The sequence below is a fragment of the Pseudomonas oryzicola genome (assembly GCF_014269185.2).
Taxonomy (GTDB): domain Bacteria; phylum Pseudomonadota; class Gammaproteobacteria; order Pseudomonadales; family Pseudomonadaceae; genus Aquipseudomonas; species Aquipseudomonas oryzicola.
Window position 1 is genome coordinate 172,383 of sequence record NZ_JABWRZ020000001.1, and the last position, 17,456, is coordinate 189,838.

Below are 17,456 nucleotides of genomic sequence, written 5' to 3' on the forward strand. Positions count from 1 at the left end.
AAACCGCCCTGTGGGTAAGCAGCCATTTAATCCACAGGCTAAATCGCGTTATCCAGAGCCCTCATGGCACTCCAGCCACAGGGTTTAATTTCTCGGCAGGTAGCGTGATTCATGGGCTGCATGCGTTTATCCACAGACAGGGCTGTGCATAAGAATAAACATAAAAACAAAGCTTTTTTAAATTTTTCCTCTTTGATTTCTGTTGTCTGCCATTCATCCACAGACTGGTCAAAATTTGCTCAGACGGTTTCTTTAAAGGGGGTGAAGTCCCTATACTTGTCCGCTTACCTTCTCTATTCGCAAAAACAGGCACGAGGTGCGTGGTGGATTTCCCTTCCCGTTTTGAAGTGATCGTCATCGGCGGCGGCCATGCCGGTACCGAGGCTGCGCTTGCGTCTGCACGCATGGGTGTGAAAACCCTGCTGCTGACCCATAACGTGGAAACCCTCGGTCATATGAGCTGCAACCCCGCCATTGGCGGCATTGGCAAAAGCCATCTGGTCAAAGAGATTGATGCCCTCGGCGGCGCCATGGCGTTGGCCACCGACAAGAGCGGCATCCAGTTCCGCGTTCTGAACAACCGCAAGGGCCCGGCCGTACGCGCTACCCGTGCTCAGGCCGATCGCGCCATCTACAAGGCAGTGGTACGCGAAATCCTGGAAAACCAGCCAAACCTGTGGATATTCCAGCAGTCCTGCGACGACCTGATCGTCGAACAGGACCAGGTCAAAGGCGTGGTGACCCAGATGGGCCTGCGTTTCTTCGCCGAATCGGTGGTACTGACCACCGGTACCTTCCTCGGCGGCCTTATCCACATTGGTCTGCAGAACCATTCCGGTGGTCGCGCCGGTGATCCGCCTTCGATCGCCCTGGCCCACCGCATGCGTGAACTGCCGCTGCGCGTTGGTCGCCTGAAAACCGGTACTCCGCCACGCATCGACGGTCGTTCGGTGGACTTCTCGGTGATGACCGAGCAGCCAGGCGATACGCCAATCCCGGTGATGTCGTTCATGGGCAATGCCGAGATGCATCCGCGCCAGGTGAGCTGCTGGATTACCCATACCAATGCCCGCACCCACGAGATCATTGCCTCGAACCTCGACCGTTCGCCGATGTACTCGGGCGTGATCGAAGGGGTCGGCCCGCGCTATTGCCCGTCGATCGAAGACAAGATCCACCGCTTCGCCGACAAGGAAAGCCACCAGGTGTTCATCGAACCGGAAGGCCTGAACACCCACGAGCTGTACCCCAACGGAATTTCCACTTCGCTGCCGTTCGACGTGCAGCTGGAACTGGTACGTTCGATCCGCGGTATGGAAAACGCCCACATCGTGCGCCCGGGCTATGCCATCGAGTACGACTACTTCGACCCGCGCGACCTCAAGTACAGTCTTGAAACCAAAGTCATCGGCGGCCTGTTCTTCGCTGGCCAGATCAACGGCACCACCGGTTATGAAGAAGCCGGCGCCCAGGGCCTGCTGGCCGGTACCAACGCCGCCCTGCGGGCGCAGGGCCGTGAAAGCTGGTGCCCGCGTCGCGACGAGGCCTACATCGGTGTGCTGGTGGACGACCTGATCACCCTGGGTACCCAGGAGCCGTACCGCATGTTCACTTCACGGGCCGAGTACCGCCTGATCCTGCGTGAAGACAACGCTGATCTGCGTTTGACCGAAAAGGGTCGTGAACTTGGCCTGATCGACGACCAGCGCTGGGCCGCTTTCTGCGCCAAGCGCGATGGCATCGAGCGTGAGGAACAACGCCTGAAATCGACCTGGGTACGGCCGAATACCGCGCAAGGCCAGGCCATTGTGGATAAGTTCGGTACTCCGCTCAGCCACGAGTACAGCCTGCTCAACCTGCTGGCCCGCCCGGAAATCGACTACGCCGGGCTGATCGAGGCGACCGGCGGTGAAGCGATCGATCCACAGGTCGCCGAACAGGTCGAGATCCGTACCAAGTACGCCGGTTACATCGACCGGCAGCAGGATGAAATCGCTCGCCTGCGTGCCAGTGAAGACACCCGCCTACCTGTGGATATCGATTACTCGAGCATTTCCGGGCTGTCCAAGGAAATCCAGGGCAAGCTGGGCCAGACCCGTCCGGAAACCCTCGGCCAGGCTTCGCGCATTCCTGGCGTTACTCCGGCGGCGATTTCCCTGTTGCTGATTCACTTGAAGAAACGCGGCGCTGGCCGCGAATTGGAGCAAAGCGCTTGAGTTCCCTGGTCACCCCGCAACACGCTGAAGAGTTGTCCACAGGTGCGCGCCAACTCGGTGTCGAGCTGAGCGCCGAACAGCACGAAAAGCTGCTCGGTTACCTGGCCCTGTTGATCAAATGGAACAAAGCCTACAACCTGACTGCCGTGCGCGACCCCGACGAGATGGTGTCGCGTCATCTGCTGGACAGCCTCAGCGTCATGCCGTTTATCCACAGCGAACGTGACAACTGGCTGGATGTCGGCAGTGGCGGCGGCATGCCGGGCATCCCATTGGCTATCCTGCATCCGCACAAGCGGGTGACGGTGCTGGATGCCAACGGCAAGAAGACGCGCTTCCTGACCCAGGTGAAAATGGAACTCAAGCTGGACAACCTCACGGTTATCCACAGCCGGGTCGAGGCCTTTCAGCCGGCACAACCGTTCGATGGGATCATCTCTCGCGCTTTCAGCAGCATGGAGAACTTCACCAACTGGACCCGCCACCTGGGCGACATCGGGACGCAATGGCTTGCAATGAAGGGGCTGCATCCTGCCGATGAACTGGTAGCATTGCCCGCAGACTTCACAGTGGAAAGCGAGCAGGCCCTGACCGTTCCAGGTTGCCAGGGCCAGCGCCATCTGCTGATACTGCGCCGCAAGGCATGACTGGGAACACACGCAACAATGGCTAAGGTATTCGCAATCGCGAACCAGAAGGGTGGTGTGGGCAAGACTACCACCTGTATCAATCTCGCTGCCTCGCTGGCCGCAACCAAGCGTCGTGTGCTGCTGATCGACCTCGATCCGCAAGGCAACGCCACCATGGGCAGCGGTGTGGACAAGCACGAGCTCGAGCACTCGGTCTACGACCTGTTGATCGGGGAATGCGACCTGGCCCAGGCCATGCATTACTCCGAACACGGTGGCTTCCAGTTGCTGCCGGCAAACCGTGACCTGACTGCCGCCGAAGTGGTGCTGCTGGAAATGCAGGTCAAGGAAAGCCGCCTGCGCAACGCCCTGGCGCCGATCCGCGACAACTACGACTACATCCTCATCGACTGCCCGCCGTCGCTGTCGATGCTGACGCTGAACGCACTGGTCGCCTCGGATGGCGTAATCATCCCGATGCAGTGCGAATACTACGCACTGGAAGGTCTCAGTGACCTTGTGGATAACATCAAGCGCATCGCTGCCCGGTTGAATCCGGAGCTGAAGATCGAGGGCCTGTTGCGGACCATGTACGACCCGCGGCTGAGCCTGAACAACGATGTCTCGGCGCAGTTGAAGGAGCACTTCGGCCCGCAGCTGTACGACACGGTCATTCCGCGCAACATTCGCTTGGCCGAGGCCCCCAGCTTCGGCATGCCGGCCCTGGCCTACGACAAGCAATCGCGCGGCGCGCTGGCATATCTGGCCCTGGCCGGGGAACTGGTGCGCCGTCAACGCCGTCAATCACGCACTGCACAAACAACTTAAGGAATCCGTATGGCCGTCAAGAAACGGGGTCTCGGACGTGGGTTGGATGCACTGCTCAGTGGTCCTTCCGTCAGCGCGCTCGAAGAGCAGGCTGTGAAGATCGACCAGAAAGAACTGCAACACCTGCCGGTCGAGCTGATCCAGCGTGGCAAGTACCAGCCGCGCCGGGACATGGACCCGGAGGCGCTGGAAGAGCTTGCGCACTCGATTCGCAACCATGGTGTGATGCAACCGATCGTGGTGCGCCCGATCGGCGACAACCGCTACGAGATCATCGCCGGTGAGCGCCGCTGGCGCGCCACCCAGCAGGCTGGCCTGGACAAGATCCCGGCAATGGTCCGCGAAGTGCCCGACGAAGCTGCCATCGCCATGGCGCTGATCGAGAACATCCAGCGCGAGGACCTCAACCCACTGGAAGAGGCCCTGGCACTGCAGCGCCTGCAGCAGGAATTCGAACTCACACAGCAACAGGTGGCCGACGCCGTGGGCAAGTCGCGGGTAACCGTGGCCAACCTGCTGCGCCTGATCACCTTGCCTGAGGCGATCAAGACCATGCTCGCCCATGGCGACCTGGAGATGGGCCACGCACGTGCATTGCTCGGGCTGGAAGAAAACCGTCAGGAAGAGGGGGCGCGTCATGTTGTCGCACGCGGCCTCACCGTGCGCCAAACCGAGGCACTGGTCCGTCAGTGGCTCAGCGACAAACCTGATCCGGTCGAGCCGAGCAAACCTGATCCGGATATCGCACGGCTTGAACAGCGTCTCGCAGAGCGCCTGGGCTCGGCCGTGCAGATTCGTCATGGCAACAAGGGCAAAGGCCAGTTGGTTATTCGCTACAACTCGCTTGATGAGTTGCAAGGCGTGCTTGCTCACATCCGCTGAAACAATTCCTGTTGTAGCGTGCAGTCGGAAATCACTACGAAGAGTTGAATAGGGGTTAATCCACCCCTATACTCTGCGCGCATTTTGTCGGCACAAATTATGCCAAGTCATAGCTGACTTGTTGGTCGACTTCCGAGGAGCAGTTGTGATGGAAATCCGCACGCCAAACCGCCTGCCTTTCCATCGCTGGGCGGTTTTTCCGGTACTGCTGGCTCAATTTGTCGTACTGCTGCTGGCAACCTTGGTGTTGTGGCAGTGGAAAGGGGCGGTCAGTGGATATTCAGGCCTTTGCGGAGGCTTGATTGCCTGGCTACCCAATGTGTACTTCGCCTGGAAGGCTTTTCGCTTCAGCGGAGCCCGGGCGGCACAAGCCATCGTCAAGTCGTTTTACGCTGGCGAGGCAGGCAAGATGATTTTGACGGCAGTGCTTTTTGCACTGACCTTTGCAGGAGTGAAGCCATTGGCGCCGTTAGCAGTATTCGGCGTCTTCGTGCTGACCCTTTTGGTCAGCTGGTTCGCGCCCCTGCTGATGAATAAAAGACTTTCGAGACCTTAGGGCGTTTGAGGCAACCATGGCAGCAGAAACCGCTTCGGGCTATATCCAGCACCACTTGCAGAACCTGACCTACGGTCAACTACCAGACGGCAGCTGGGGCTTCGCCCATTCGGCTGCAGAAGCCAAGGCAATGGGCTTCTGGGCGTTCCACCTGGACACCCTGGGTTGGTCCGTCGCGCTGGGTCTGATCTTCCTGTTCATCTTCCGCATGGCGGCCAAGAAGGCGACTTCCGGCCAGCCTGGCGGCCTGCAGAACTTCGTTGAAGTGCTGGTGGACTTCGTCAACGGCAGCGTGAAGGACTCCTTCCACGGCCGTAGCCCGGTAATCGCCCCGCTGGCGCTGACCATCTTCGTCTGGGTGTTCCTGATGAACGCCATCGACCTGGTACCGGTCGACTGGATTCCTCAGCTGGCCATCCTGATTTCCGGTGACCCGCACATTCCGTTCCGCGCCGTGTCGACCACCGACCCGAACGCGACCTTGGCCATGGCCTTCTGCGTGTTCGCCCTGATCATCTTCTACAGCATCAAGGTCAAGGGCCTGGGCGGCTTCATCGGTGAGCTGACCCTGCACCCGTTCGGCAGCAAGAACATCTTCGTGCAGATCCTGCTGATTCCGGTCAACTTCCTGCTGGAATTCGTCACCCTGATCGCCAAGCCGATCTCGCTGGCACTGCGTCTGTTCGGCAACATGTACGCCGGCGAACTGGTGTTCATCCTGATCGCCGTGATGTTCGGCGCCGGCATCCTGTGGCTCAGCGGCCTGGGTGTGGTGCTGCAGTGGGCGTGGGCTGTGTTCCACATCCTGATCATCACCCTGCAAGCCTTCATCTTCATGATGCTTACCATCGTCTACCTGTCGATGGCTCACGAAGATAACCATTAAGACCGCCTGGCGTGTCTGATAGCCTTCCCCGCTCGTTTGGGGGGAGGGCTTAAAAAGTCCGCAAGGGCATGCTGTACCAAACGATTTGTTTTACCGCTTCAAACTAAAAACCTAACCAATACGACGTAAAAGTCGGGAGGAAAGATGGAAACTGTAGTTGGTCTGACCGCTATCGCTGTTGCTCTGCTGATCGGCCTGGGTGCTCTGGGTACCGCCATTGGTTTCGGCCTGCTGGGCGGCAAGTTCCTGGAAGGCGCTGCTCGTCAGCCTGAAATGGTTCCGATGCTGCAGGTCAAAATGTTCATCGTTGCCGGTCTGCTCGACGCCGTAACCATGATCGGTGTTGGTATCGCTCTGTTCTTCACCTTCGCGAACCCCTTCGTTGGTCAGATCGCCGGCTAATCACTCGTTTCCACGAGTTGATTGGTGTGATGGACAAAGACCGAGCGAGGTGTTGGCGTGAACATTAATGCAACCCTGATTGGCCAATCCGTTGCTTTTCTGATTTTTGTACTCTTCTGCATGAAGTATGTATGGCCTCCGGTCATCACTGCCCTGCAAGAGCGCCAAAAGAAGATTGCCGACGGCTTGGACGCTGCCAACCGCGCAGCTCGCGACCTGGAGCTGGCCCAAGAGAAAGCGGGTCAGCAACTGCGTGAAGCAAAGGCACAGGCAGCCGAAATCATTGAGCAAAGCAAGAAACGCGCTGCTCAGCTTGTCGAGGAAGCCCGTGAACAGGCTCGCGTCGAAGCTGACCGTGTGAAGGCTCAGGCTCAAGCCGAGATCGAACAGGAACTGAACAGCGTCAAAGACGCCCTGCGTGCCCAAGTGGGTGCCCTGGCTGTTGGCGGTGCTGAAAAGATCCTTGGCGCCACAATCGATCAAAACGCGCATGCGGAGCTGGTTAACAAACTGGCCGCTGAAATTTAAGCGAGGGCGATCATGGCAGAACTGACCACGTTGGCCCGACCTTACGCTAAGGCTGCCTTTGAGCATGCCCAGGCCCATCAGCAACTGGCCAATTGGTCAGCCATGCTCGGCCTGGCTGCTGCGGTGTCGGAAGACGACACCATGCAGCGCCTGCTCAAGGCCCCGCGACTGACAAGCGCAGAAAAGGCCGCCGCATTCATTGAAGTGTGCGGTGACAAGTTCGATGCACAGGCACAGAATTTCATTCATGTTGCCGCGGAAAACGACCGTCTCCTGCTCCTGCCGGAGATTGCCACCCTGTTCGACCTGTACAAGGCCGAGCAAGAGAAATCCGTGGACGTGGAAGTCACCAGTGCTTTTGCGTTGAACCAAGAACAGCAAGACAAACTCGCCAAGGTTCTCAGTGCACGGCTCAGCCGGGAAGTGCGCCTGCACGCGTCGGAGGATGCCAGCCTGATCGGCGGCGTCGTCATCCGCGCCGGCGACCTGGTAATCGATGGCTCGGTTCGCGGCAAGATCGCGAAACTGGCCGAAGCATTGAAATCTTGAGTTTGAAGGGGCAGCAGAGCAATGCAGCAACTCAATCCTTCCGAAATTAGTGAAATCATCAAGGGTCGCATCGAGAAGCTCGATGTCGGCTCCCAAGCCCGTAACGAAGGTACCGTCGTAAGCGTTTCCGACGGTATCGTACGGATCCACGGTCTGGCCGACGCTATGTACGGCGAAATGATCGAGTTCCCGGGCGGCGTATACGGTATGGCACTGAACCTGGAGCAAGACTCCGTAGGTGCGGTGGTACTGGGTGCGTACACCTCCCTCGCCGAGGGCATGAGCGCCAAGTGCACCGGTCGCATCCTGGAAGTTCCGGTCGGCAAAGGCCTGCTGGGCCGCGTCGTCGACGCTCTGGGTAACCCGATCGATGGCAAAGGTCCTCTGGCCACCACCGAAACCGACGCGGTCGAAAAGGTCGCTCCGGGTGTGATCTGGCGTAAGTCGGTAGACCAGCCTGTACAGACTGGCTACAAGTCGGTTGACGCCATGATCCCGGTTGGCCGTGGCCAGCGCGAGCTGATCATCGGTGACCGTCAGATCGGTAAGACCGCCATGGCGGTCGACGCGATCATCAACCAGAAAAACAGCGGCATCTTCTGCGTATACGTGGCCGTAGGCCAGAAGCAGTCGACCATCGCCAACGTTGTGCGCAAGCTGGAAGAAGCCGGCGCCCTGGCCAACACCATCGTTGTTGCCGCCAGCGCCTCGGAATCGGCCGCGCTGCAGTTCCTGGCTCCTTACGCCGGCTGCACCATGGGCGAATACTTCCGTGACCGCGGTGAAGACGCCCTGATCGTTTACGATGACCTGTCCAAGCAGGCCGTTGCCTACCGTCAGATCTCCCTGCTGCTGCGCCGTCCGCCAGGACGTGAAGCGTACCCAGGTGACGTGTTCTATCTCCACTCCCGTCTGCTGGAGCGTGCATCGCGCGTTTCGGAAGAGTACGTCGAGAAGTTCACCAACGGCGCAGTCACTGGCAAGACCGGTTCCCTGACCGCCCTGCCGATCATCGAAACCCAGGCTGGCGACGTTTCCGCGTTCGTTCCGACCAACGTGATTTCCATCACCGACGGTCAGATCTTCCTGGAATCGGCCATGTTCAACTCGGGCATCCGCCCTGCAGTTAACGCCGGTGTTTCGGTATCCCGCGTAGGTGGTGCCGCTCAGACCAAGATCATCAAGAAGCTGTCCGGTGGTATTCGTACCGCTCTGGCTCAGTACCGTGAACTGGCTGCATTCGCCCAGTTCGCTTCCGATCTGGACGAAGCGACCCGCAAGCAGCTGGAGCATGGTCAGCGCGTTACCGAGCTGATGAAGCAGAAGCAGTACGCGCCAATGTCCATCGCGGACATGGCTCTGTCGCTGTATGCCGCTGAGCGTGGCTTCCTGACCGACGTAGAAGTCTCCAAGGTCGGCAGCTTCGAGCAAGCTCTGATCGCCTACTTCAACCGTGATCACGCCGAACTGATGGCCAAGATCAACGTGAAGGGTGACTTCAACGACGAAATCGACGCTGGCATGAAAGCTGGTATCGAGAAGTTCAAGGCCACCCAGACCTGGTAAGCCGCAGCGGGGGCCCTGGCCCCCGCTTGCTAACCTGATAGGTGATACATGGCAGGCGCAAAAGAGATTCGCAGTAAGATTGCGAGCATCAAAAGCACGCAAAAAATTACCAGCGCCATGGAAAAAGTGGCGGTCAGCAAAATGCGCAAGGCACAACTGCGCATGGCTGCTAGCCGTCCTTATGCGGAGCGTATCCGCCAGGTGATCGGTCATCTGGCCAACGCCAACCCGGAGTACCGCCACCCGTTCATGATCGAGCGCCCTGTAAAGCGCGCCGGTTATATCGTGGTGAGCAGTGACCGTGGTCTGTGCGGTGGCTTGAACACCAACCTGTTCAAGGCCCTGGTCAAGGACATGAACGAGAACCGCGAACAGGGCGTTGAAATCGACCTGTGCGTGATCGGCAGCAAGGGTGCGGCATTCTTCCGCAACTTTGGCGGTAACGTCGTAGCCGCGATCAGCCACTTGGGCGAAGAGCCATCGATCAATGACCTGATCGGCTCCGTCAAAGTGATGCTGGACGCCTACCTGGACGGCCGCATCGATCGCCTCTCGGTGGTTTCGAACAAGTTCATCAACACCATGACCCAAAAACCGACGGTCGAGCAATTGGTACCGTTGGTGGCAACCCCGGATCAGGATCTCAAGCATCACTGGGACTACCTGTACGAACCCGACGCAAAAGAGCTGCTGGACGGCTTGATGGTGCGTTACGTGGAGTCGCAGGTGTACCAGGCGGTGGTCGAGAACAACGCTGCTGAACAAGCAGCCCGGATGATCGCCATGAAGAACGCCACAGACAACGCCGGTGATTTGATCAGCGAACTCCAGCTGATCTACAACAAGGCGCGTCAGGCTGCGATCACCCAGGAGATCTCGGAAATCGTCGGCGGCGCTGCCGCGGTTTAACGGTTCAAATATTCAGAGGATCCAGCTATGAGTAGCGGACGTATCGTTCAAATCATCGGCGCCGTCATCGACGTGGAATTCCCACGTGACGTCGTGCCGAGTGTTTACAACGCGCTGAAAGTACAAGGCGCGGACACCACCCTGGAAGTTCAGCAGCAGCTGGGCGACGGCGTGGTTCGTACCATTGCGATGGGCTCCACCGAAGGCCTGAAGCGCGGTCTGGATGTCGTCGACACCGGCGCTGCCATCTCCGTTCCTGTTGGTAAGGCCACTCTGGGCCGTATCATGGACGTTCTGGGCAACCCGATTGACGAAGCTGGCCCGATCGGCGAAGAAGAGCGTCGTGGTATCCACCAGAAGGCACCTTCCTTCGCTGACCAGGCAGGCGGCAACGACCTGCTGGAAACCGGCATCAAGGTTATCGACCTGGTTTGCCCGTTCGCCAAGGGTGGTAAGGTTGGTCTGTTCGGTGGTGCCGGCGTCGGCAAGACCGTTAACATGATGGAACTGATCCGCAACATCGCCATCGAGCACAGCGGTTATTCCGTGTTCGCTGGTGTGGGTGAGCGTACTCGTGAGGGTAACGACTTCTACCACGAGATGAAGGACTCCAACGTTCTCGACAAGGTAGCGCTGGTCTACGGTCAGATGAACGAGCCACCAGGAAACCGTCTGCGCGTAGCGCTGACCGGCCTGACCATGGCTGAGAAGTTCCGTGACGAAGGTAACGACGTTCTGCTGTTCGTCGACAACATCTATCGTTACACCTTGGCCGGTACCGAAGTATCCGCACTGCTGGGCCGTATGCCTTCCGCAGTAGGTTACCAGCCGACCCTGGCCGAAGAGATGGGCGTTCTGCAAGAGCGTATCACTTCGACCAAAGAAGGTTCGATCACCTCGATCCAGGCCGTATACGTACCTGCGGACGACCTGACCGACCCGTCGCCAGCTACCACCTTCGCCCACCTGGACGCCACCGTCGTTCTGTCCCGTGACATCGCTTCCCTGGGTATCTACCCAGCGGTTGACCCACTGGACTCGACTTCGCGCCAGCTGGACCCGAACGTGATCGGCAACGAGCACTACGAAACTGCCCGCCAGGTTCAGTATGTTCTGCAGCGCTACAAAGAGCTGAAGGACATCATCGCGATCCTGGGTATGGACGAACTGTCCGAAGCCGACAAGCAACTGGTAGCCCGCGCTCGTAAGATCCAGCGCTTCCTGTCGCAGCCGTTCTTCGTGGCCGAAGTCTTCACCGGTTCGCCAGGCAAGTACGTTTCCCTGAAAGACACCATCGCTGGCTTCAGCGGCATCCTCAAAGGTGACTACGACCACCTGCCAGAACAAGCGTTCTACATGGTCGGCAGCATCGACGAAGCGATCGAGAAAGCCAAGAAACTGTAATCCCGGCGCCCCGAAAGGGGCGCTAATCAGGTTGAGGCAAGCAGATGGCTATGACAGTCCATTGCGATATCGTCAGCGCGGAAGGAGAAATCTTCTCCGGTCTGGTCGAGATGGTGGTTGCGCACGGCAACCTGGGCGATCTGGGTATCGCTCCGGGCCACGCGCCGCTGATCACCAATCTGAAGCCAGGTCCGATTACGCTGACCAAGCAGGGCGGCGAGCGCGAGGTGTTCTACATCTCCGGCGGCTTCCTGGAAGTGCAGCCGAACATGGTCAAGGTACTCGCCGACACCGTGCAACGTGCAGCCGACCTGGACGAAGCCTCCGCTCAGGATGCCGTCAAGGCAGCTGAGAAGGCCCTGCATGAGAAAGGCGCGGATTTCGACTACAGTGCAGCATCCGCACGTCTGGCCGAGGCCGCAGCCCAGCTGCGTACCGTCCAGCAGATCCGCAAGAAGTTCGGCGGTTAATTCCGCAGGCTTCATGTAGATTGAGAACAAGGGTAGCCATCGGCTACCCTTTTTCTTTTTTTGTAACCTATACAACCGGTCATTTCACTGACCGCCCAGGATTGGTAGCCAGTAATGTCACTCGATATCGTTATTCTCGCTGCCGGCCAAGGCACCCGCATGCGCTCGGCGCTGCCCAAGGTGCTGCACCCGGTAGCCGGAAATTCCATGCTCGGGCATGTTATCCACAGCGCGCGCCAGCTTCAGCCGCAAGGTATCCACGTGGTCATCGGCCATGGTGCCGAGTTGGTACGAGAGCGCCTGGCCGCCGACGACCTGAACTTCGTCATGCAGGACAAGCAGTTGGGCACCGGCCATGCAGTTGCCCAGGCGCTGCCGGCCTTGACTGCCGATACCGTGCTGGTGCTATACGGCGACGTGCCATTGATTGAAGTGGAGACGCTGCAGCGCCTGCTGGCCAAGGCCAACCCCCAGCAGCTGGGCCTGCTCACGGTAACCCTCGACGACCCGACCGGCTATGGCCGCATCGTGCGTGACGAGCAGGGCAAAGTGACCGCGATCGTTGAGCACAAGGACGCCAGCGATGCGCAGAAAGCGATCAAGGAAGGCAATACCGGTATTCTTGCCCTGCCAGCCGCACGCCTGGCTGACTGGATGGGTCGCCTGTCGAACAACAACGCCCAAGGCGAGTATTACCTGACCGATGTCATCGCCATGGCGGTGGCCGACGGTCTGGTCGTGGCTACCGAACAGCCACACGACCCTATGGAAGTGCAAGGCGCCAATGACCGTCGCCAGCTGTCCGAGCTGGAACGTCACTACCAGCTGCGCGAAGCCCGCCGTCTGATGGCTCAGGGGGTGACCCTTCGCGATCCGGCGCGCTTCGATGTTCGTGGTGAAGTGACCGTTGGCCGTGACGTGCTGATCGACATCAACGTGATTCTCGAAGGCAAGGTCGTCATCGAGGACGACGTACAGATCGGCCCGAACTGTGTAATCAAGAACACTACCCTGCGCAGGGGCGCGGTGGTCAAAGCCAACAGCCACCTCGAAGGCGCCGTGATGGGTGAGGGCAGCGATGCCGGCCCGTTTGCCCGCCTGCGCCCGGGTAGCGTGCTGGAGGCCAAGGCCCATGTGGGTAACTTCGTCGAATTGAAAAACGCCCACTTGGGGGAGGGGGCCAAGGCTGGTCACCTGACCTACCTGGGCGATGCCGAGATTGGCGCACGCACCAACATCGGTGCCGGTACCATCACTTGCAACTACGATGGCGCCAACAAGTTCAAGACCGTGATGGGCGAAGATGTCTTCATCGGCTCGAACAACTCGCTGGTTGCCCCTGTGGATATCCAGGCGGGTGCGACCACGGCAGCCGGTTCGACCATCACCCAGACTGTCGAGGCAGGCGATTTGGCGGTGGCCCGAGCCCGCCAGCGCAACATCCCGGGCTGGAAGCGGCCGGAGAAGATCAAGAAAAGCTGAGTTATACACAGCTGTTTCGATCGAAAGCCGACTTGTGTGAATAAGTCGGCTTTTTTGTGGGCGAGCCAGCCAAGAGGTGCACCCTTCGCGGGCGAACCCGCTCCCACAAGGTGGCCATTTATCCTTGGGTGTTATCCACAGCTTGACGGATGACCAATCTTAGGTTTTGATTGCGAGCATTATCTTTCGAATCGAAACTTAAGCGCTCATGTCGAAACGAAACACACCGCAACGGCGGCACAACATCCTGGCATTGCTCAGCGAGCAGGGCGAGGTGAGTGTGGACGCGTTGGCCAAACGTTTCGCCACCTCGGAAGTCACCATTCGCAAGGACCTGGCAGCCCTCGAAGCCAACGGCCTCCTGTTACGCCGTTATGGTGGCGCAGTCCCGGTGCCGCAAGAACTGCTCGCTGAACCCGCCCAGCCCGTGTCTTCCTATAAGAAGGCCATTGCGCGTGCCGCCGTCGGGCGTATTCGTGAACATGCACGCATCATCATCGACAGTGGCAGCACCACGGCAGCCATGATTCCCGAACTGGGGCGCCAGCCTGGCCTGGTGGTGATGACCAATTCGCTGAACGTCGCCCGCGCCATCTGCGACCTCGAACATGAGCCAGTGCTGCTGATGACGGGCGGTACCTGGGACCCACATTCCGAGTCGTTCCAGGGCCAGGTGGCCGAGCAAGTGTTACGTTCCTATGATTTCGACCAGCTGTTCATCGGTGCCGATGGTATCGATCTCGGCCGGGGCACCACCACCTTCAACGAGTTGCTCGGGCTGAGCCGGGTCATGGCCGAAGTCGCCCGTGAAGTGATCGTGATGGTCGAGTCGGACAAGGTAGGGCGCAAGATCCCCAACCTCGAGTTGCCCTGGGGCAGCGTGCACACCCTCATTACTGACGAACGCCTGCCCGCAGCGGCACGCGAACAAATTCAAGCCCGCGGCATCAACCTGATCTGTGCCGCGATCAGCCAGGAGCAATAAAACATGTGTGGAATCGTTGGTGCCGTCGCCGAGCGCAACATTACAGCCATCCTGATCGAAGGCCTCAAGCGTCTTGAGTACCGCGGCTACGACAGCGCCGGCCTGGCCGTTCTCACCCAGAACGGTGAACTGCAACGCCGTCGCCGTATCGGCAAGGTCAGCGAGCTGGAAGCTGCGGTTGTCGCCGAGCCACTGTCTGGGCAGTTGGGCATCGCCCATACCCGCTGGGCTACCCACGGTGCGCCGACCGAAGGTAATGCCCACCCGCACTTCTCCAGCGACGCCGTGGCAGTGGTGCACAATGGCATCATCGAGAACCATGAAGAACTGCGCGAGGAATTGAAAGGCCTTGGCTACGTCTTCACTTCGCAGACCGATACCGAAGTCATCGTTCACCTGATCCACCACACCCTCAAGCGCATTCCAGACCTGACCGATGCCCTGAAGGCCGCTGTGAAGCGCCTGCATGGAGCCTACGGCCTGGCGCTGGTCAGTGCCAGCCAACCCGACCGCCTGGTCGCGGCACGCAGCGGCAGCCCGCTGGTCATCGGCCTGGGACTGGGTGAAAACTTCCTGGCCTCCGACCAGCTGGCGCTGCGCCAGGTCACCGACCGCTTCATGTACCTTGAAGAAGGCGACATCGCCGAGATCCGCCGTGATCAGGTGAGCATCTGGGACCAGGCCGGGCACAAGGTACAGCGAGAGACCGTGCAGTACCACGAAGGCGCCGAAGCGGCCGACAAGGGCGCCTATCGCCACTTCATGCTCAAGGAAATCCACGAGCAGCCAAGCGTAGTGCAGCGCACCCTGGAAGGCCGCCTGGGCAAGGATCACGTCATGGTTCAAGCCTTCGGCCCACAGGCTGCCGAGCTGTTCGCCAAGGTGCGTAACGTGCAGATCGTTGCCTGCGGCACCAGCTACCACGCAGGCATGGTGGCCCGCTACTGGCTGGAAGAGCTGGCCGGCATACCTTGCCAGGTGGAAGTGGCCAGCGAATTCCGCTACCGCAAGGTCGTGGTGCAACCGGACACCCTGTTCGTCTCCATCTCCCAGTCCGGCGAAACCGCCGACACCCTGGCAGCGCTGCGTAACGCCAAGGAGCTGGGTTTCCTGGGCAGCCTGGCCATCTGCAACGTAGGCATCAGCTCGCTGGTGCGTGAGTCCGACCTGACCCTGCTGACCCTGGCTGGCCCGGAAATCGGCGTAGCCTCGACCAAGGCTTTCACCACCCAGCTGGTTTCGCTGATGCTGCTGACCCTGGCCCTGGGCCAGGTACGCGGTACCCTGCAAGCCGGTGTCGAGGCCGAGCTGGTGGAAGAGCTGCGCCGCTTGCCGGCCCGCCTGGGCGAAGCGCTGGCGATGGACGGCATTGTCGAGAAGACCGCCGAGCTGTTCGCCGACAAGCACCACACCCTGTTCCTGGGCCGTGGCGCCCAGTATCCGGTGGCCATGGAAGGTGCGCTCAAGCTCAAGGAGATCTCCTACATCCACGCCGAAGCCTATCCGGCGGGCGAGCTCAAGCACGGCCCGCTGGCCCTGGTAGATAACGATATGCCAGTGGTTACCGTGGCGCCGAACAATGAACTGCTGGAAAAGCTCAAGTCCAACCTGCAGGAGGTGCGCGCCCGTGGTGGCGAGCTGGTGGTGTTCGCCGACGAGCAGGCCGGCATGAGCAATGGCGAAGGAACCCACGTGATCAAGGTGCCGCACATCATCGATGCCCTGGCGCCGATCCTCTACACCATCCCGTTGCAATTGCTGTCGTACTACGTGGCAGTGCTTAAGGGTACTGATGTGGACCAGCCGCGCAACTTGGCCAAGTCAGTGACTGTGGAATAAGGCTATCCGGTTTCGGCGGCCGTTGGTTTCTGGTAACTAAAGCTGCCGCAGATGGAGGGAGCCGCCCCTGGCTCCCTTCGTCGACAGGCACTTCCTTTCTTCCGTTGCGCTGGCCGCACGCCGGTTTCGTCTCTTATCCACGCCTCTGCCAATACTCGCCTGCTGCCGCAGCGTTCCAGTGCCGATCTTTAGCTTGTCAAAATGACGCCCTATTCCGCGACACCCTCTAGCAATAGCGCATCAGTGGCTGCATTAGCTGGAGCAAGAAATTGGTGTCTAATTTAGTCACAGCAGGGGCGCAATTAAAGCGTTTGTCAGCTTTTGTGCTTCACGCCAATCTTAGGGCCGTACTTCTGTGGGAACGATTGGGTTGCGCTATCAGGGCCTGCAACTGTAACTACCTGTGGCCGGTGCTGACTTGTTGTTCACCGGGCTGCCGGGGCAGTACATGAAGCTGTTGAGTTTATTGCCAGGAGGCACCTTGCATGGCCAGTTATGGACTGTTTCTCATCCTTGCGACCCTTACCGTATTGAGCCCCGGTCCCGGGGTGGTGCTGACCCTCTCCAATGCCCTGCGCCACGGCTGGAGCGGTGCTCTGCCCGGGATCTTCGGTATCGCCTTGGGCGCTTTCATCGTCGCTGGGCTTTCGGCCAGCAGCGTGGGATTGGTTCTGGCGACCTCGGCAACGGCGTTTACCGTGCTCAAGTACGTCGGCGCGTTGTACCTGTTGTACTTGGGAGTGAAGATGTGGCGTACCCAGCGTTTCATTCCGGAGCTCACCGTGACCGCTACGCAGCCATGGCGGCGCTTCGTCGAAGCGTTATCGATCCAGCTGCTGAATCCAAAGGCTGGATTCTTTTTCCTGGCGGTGTTCCCACAATTCATCAGCCCGCAGGATAACTACTACAGACAGTTCTTCCTGCTGGTTTCGTCCTATGCGTTGCTGGTCGTGCTGGTACACACCGGCTACGCGCTGATGGCCAATGGTGCCAGGGGTTGGTTGTCGACCAACCGTGGCGCGCGAATCGTCGGCAAGCTTTCCGGAATCACCTTCTTTTGTTTTGGTATTCTGATGGCGTCGGCCAGCAAATAAAACGCTAAATTGAACTTATCCGAAAGTCGCAATCTATATGTCACATGCGACCCGTACCTTGGTCGTATCGCGATAGCCACGACAAACGGATAAACAGAGTTCCAGCACCCTCATTGACTTACATTTTAATATCTCCGACTATCACGCTTGCGCGGTAAGCCGAGACTTACGATCTTTTCGAGCAACAACTCTAAAATGGTTTGCGCGGCGCAATGGCTTTGCCAATTTATG

Annotated in this window: 17 protein-coding genes; all 17 read left to right on the plus strand. The window is 59.3% G+C overall.

The window, feature by feature from the left end:
• Positions 1-323 precede the first annotated feature (323 nt).
• The 17 genes from mnmG to HU760_RS00890 all read left to right on the plus strand — a co-directional run bounded on the left by mnmG (position 324) and on the right by HU760_RS00890 (position 17,225).
• Positions 324-2,216 (plus strand): tRNA uridine-5-carboxymethylaminomethyl(34) synthesis enzyme MnmG, encoded by a 1,893-nt coding sequence (mnmG, locus tag HU760_RS00810; RefSeq protein WP_186671694.1) that lies wholly within the window; start codon positions 324-326, stop codon positions 2,214-2,216.
• On the plus strand, positions 2,213-2,863 hold the full coding sequence (gene rsmG, locus HU760_RS00815; protein ID WP_186671696.1) for a 16S rRNA (guanine(527)-N(7))-methyltransferase RsmG: 651 nt from the start codon (positions 2,213-2,215) through the stop codon (positions 2,861-2,863). The genes mnmG and rsmG overlap by 4 nt, the downstream gene beginning before the upstream one ends.
• An 18-nt stretch (positions 2,864-2,881) precedes the next feature.
• Complete coding sequence (locus HU760_RS00820; protein WP_060499722.1) at positions 2,882-3,673, plus strand: ParA family protein; 792 nt, start codon at positions 2,882-2,884, stop codon at positions 3,671-3,673.
• Positions 3,674-3,682: 9 nt separating this feature from the next.
• Positions 3,683-4,555: a ParB/RepB/Spo0J family partition protein gene (locus HU760_RS00825; RefSeq protein WP_186671698.1), complete on the plus strand. Its 873-nt coding sequence runs from the start codon at positions 3,683-3,685 to the stop codon at positions 4,553-4,555.
• 148 nt (positions 4,556-4,703) lie between these two features.
• On the plus strand, positions 4,704-5,111 hold the full coding sequence (locus HU760_RS00830; RefSeq protein WP_008092225.1) for a F0F1 ATP synthase subunit I: 408 nt from the start codon (positions 4,704-4,706) through the stop codon (positions 5,109-5,111).
• Between the two features lie 16 nt (positions 5,112-5,127).
• Positions 5,128-5,997, plus strand: a complete 870-nt coding sequence (atpB, locus tag HU760_RS00835; RefSeq protein WP_023383137.1) for a F0F1 ATP synthase subunit A — start codon at positions 5,128-5,130, stop codon at positions 5,995-5,997.
• Between the two features lie 144 nt (positions 5,998-6,141).
• Positions 6,142-6,399, plus strand: coding sequence for a F0F1 ATP synthase subunit C (atpE, locus tag HU760_RS00840; RefSeq protein WP_003097235.1), 258 nt, complete (start codon positions 6,142-6,144; stop codon positions 6,397-6,399).
• Between the two features lie 57 nt (positions 6,400-6,456).
• Complete coding sequence (locus tag HU760_RS00845) at positions 6,457-6,927, plus strand: F0F1 ATP synthase subunit B (RefSeq protein WP_023383136.1); 471 nt, start codon at positions 6,457-6,459, stop codon at positions 6,925-6,927.
• Between the two features lie 12 nt (positions 6,928-6,939).
• Positions 6,940-7,476 carry a F0F1 ATP synthase subunit delta gene (locus HU760_RS00850; RefSeq protein ID WP_099594107.1) on the plus strand — a complete coding sequence of 179 codons (537 nt, stop codon included), beginning with the start codon at positions 6,940-6,942 and terminating at the stop codon, positions 7,474-7,476.
• A 21-nt stretch (positions 7,477-7,497) separates the two neighbouring features.
• Positions 7,498-9,042 (plus strand): F0F1 ATP synthase subunit alpha, encoded by a 1,545-nt coding sequence (gene atpA / locus HU760_RS00855; protein WP_186671700.1) that lies wholly within the window; start codon positions 7,498-7,500, stop codon positions 9,040-9,042.
• 48 nt (positions 9,043-9,090) lie between these two features.
• Positions 9,091-9,951 (plus strand): F0F1 ATP synthase subunit gamma, encoded by an 861-nt coding sequence (atpG, locus tag HU760_RS00860; RefSeq protein WP_186671701.1) that lies wholly within the window; start codon positions 9,091-9,093, stop codon positions 9,949-9,951.
• A 27-nt stretch (positions 9,952-9,978) separates the two neighbouring features.
• Positions 9,979-11,355, plus strand: coding sequence for a F0F1 ATP synthase subunit beta (atpD, locus tag HU760_RS00865; protein WP_170033980.1), 1,377 nt, complete (start codon positions 9,979-9,981; stop codon positions 11,353-11,355).
• A gap of 44 nt (positions 11,356-11,399) precedes the next feature.
• The gene (locus HU760_RS00870; protein WP_023383131.1) at positions 11,400-11,825 is read left to right on the plus strand and encodes a F0F1 ATP synthase subunit epsilon; all 426 of its coding nucleotides are present in this window, start codon (positions 11,400-11,402) and stop codon (positions 11,823-11,825) included.
• Positions 11,826-11,939: 114 nt separating this feature from the next.
• Entirely contained in the window at positions 11,940-13,307 is a 1,368-nt protein-coding gene (gene glmU, locus HU760_RS00875) for a bifunctional UDP-N-acetylglucosamine diphosphorylase/glucosamine-1-phosphate N-acetyltransferase GlmU (protein ID WP_186671703.1), read from the plus strand.
• A 208-nt stretch (positions 13,308-13,515) separates the two neighbouring features.
• On the plus strand, positions 13,516-14,292 hold the full coding sequence (locus HU760_RS00880) for a DeoR/GlpR family DNA-binding transcription regulator (RefSeq protein ID WP_186671705.1): 777 nt from the start codon (positions 13,516-13,518) through the stop codon (positions 14,290-14,292).
• Positions 14,293-14,295: 3 nt separating this feature from the next.
• A complete protein-coding gene (gene glmS, locus HU760_RS00885; protein ID WP_186671707.1) occupies positions 14,296-16,131 on the plus strand; it encodes a glutamine--fructose-6-phosphate transaminase (isomerizing) in 1,836 nt (611 codons plus the stop codon).
• Between the two features lie 485 nt (positions 16,132-16,616).
• Positions 16,617-17,225, plus strand: coding sequence for a LysE family translocator (locus tag HU760_RS00890; protein ID WP_186671709.1), 609 nt, complete (start codon positions 16,617-16,619; stop codon positions 17,223-17,225).
• Positions 17,226-17,456: the final 231 nt, after the last annotated feature.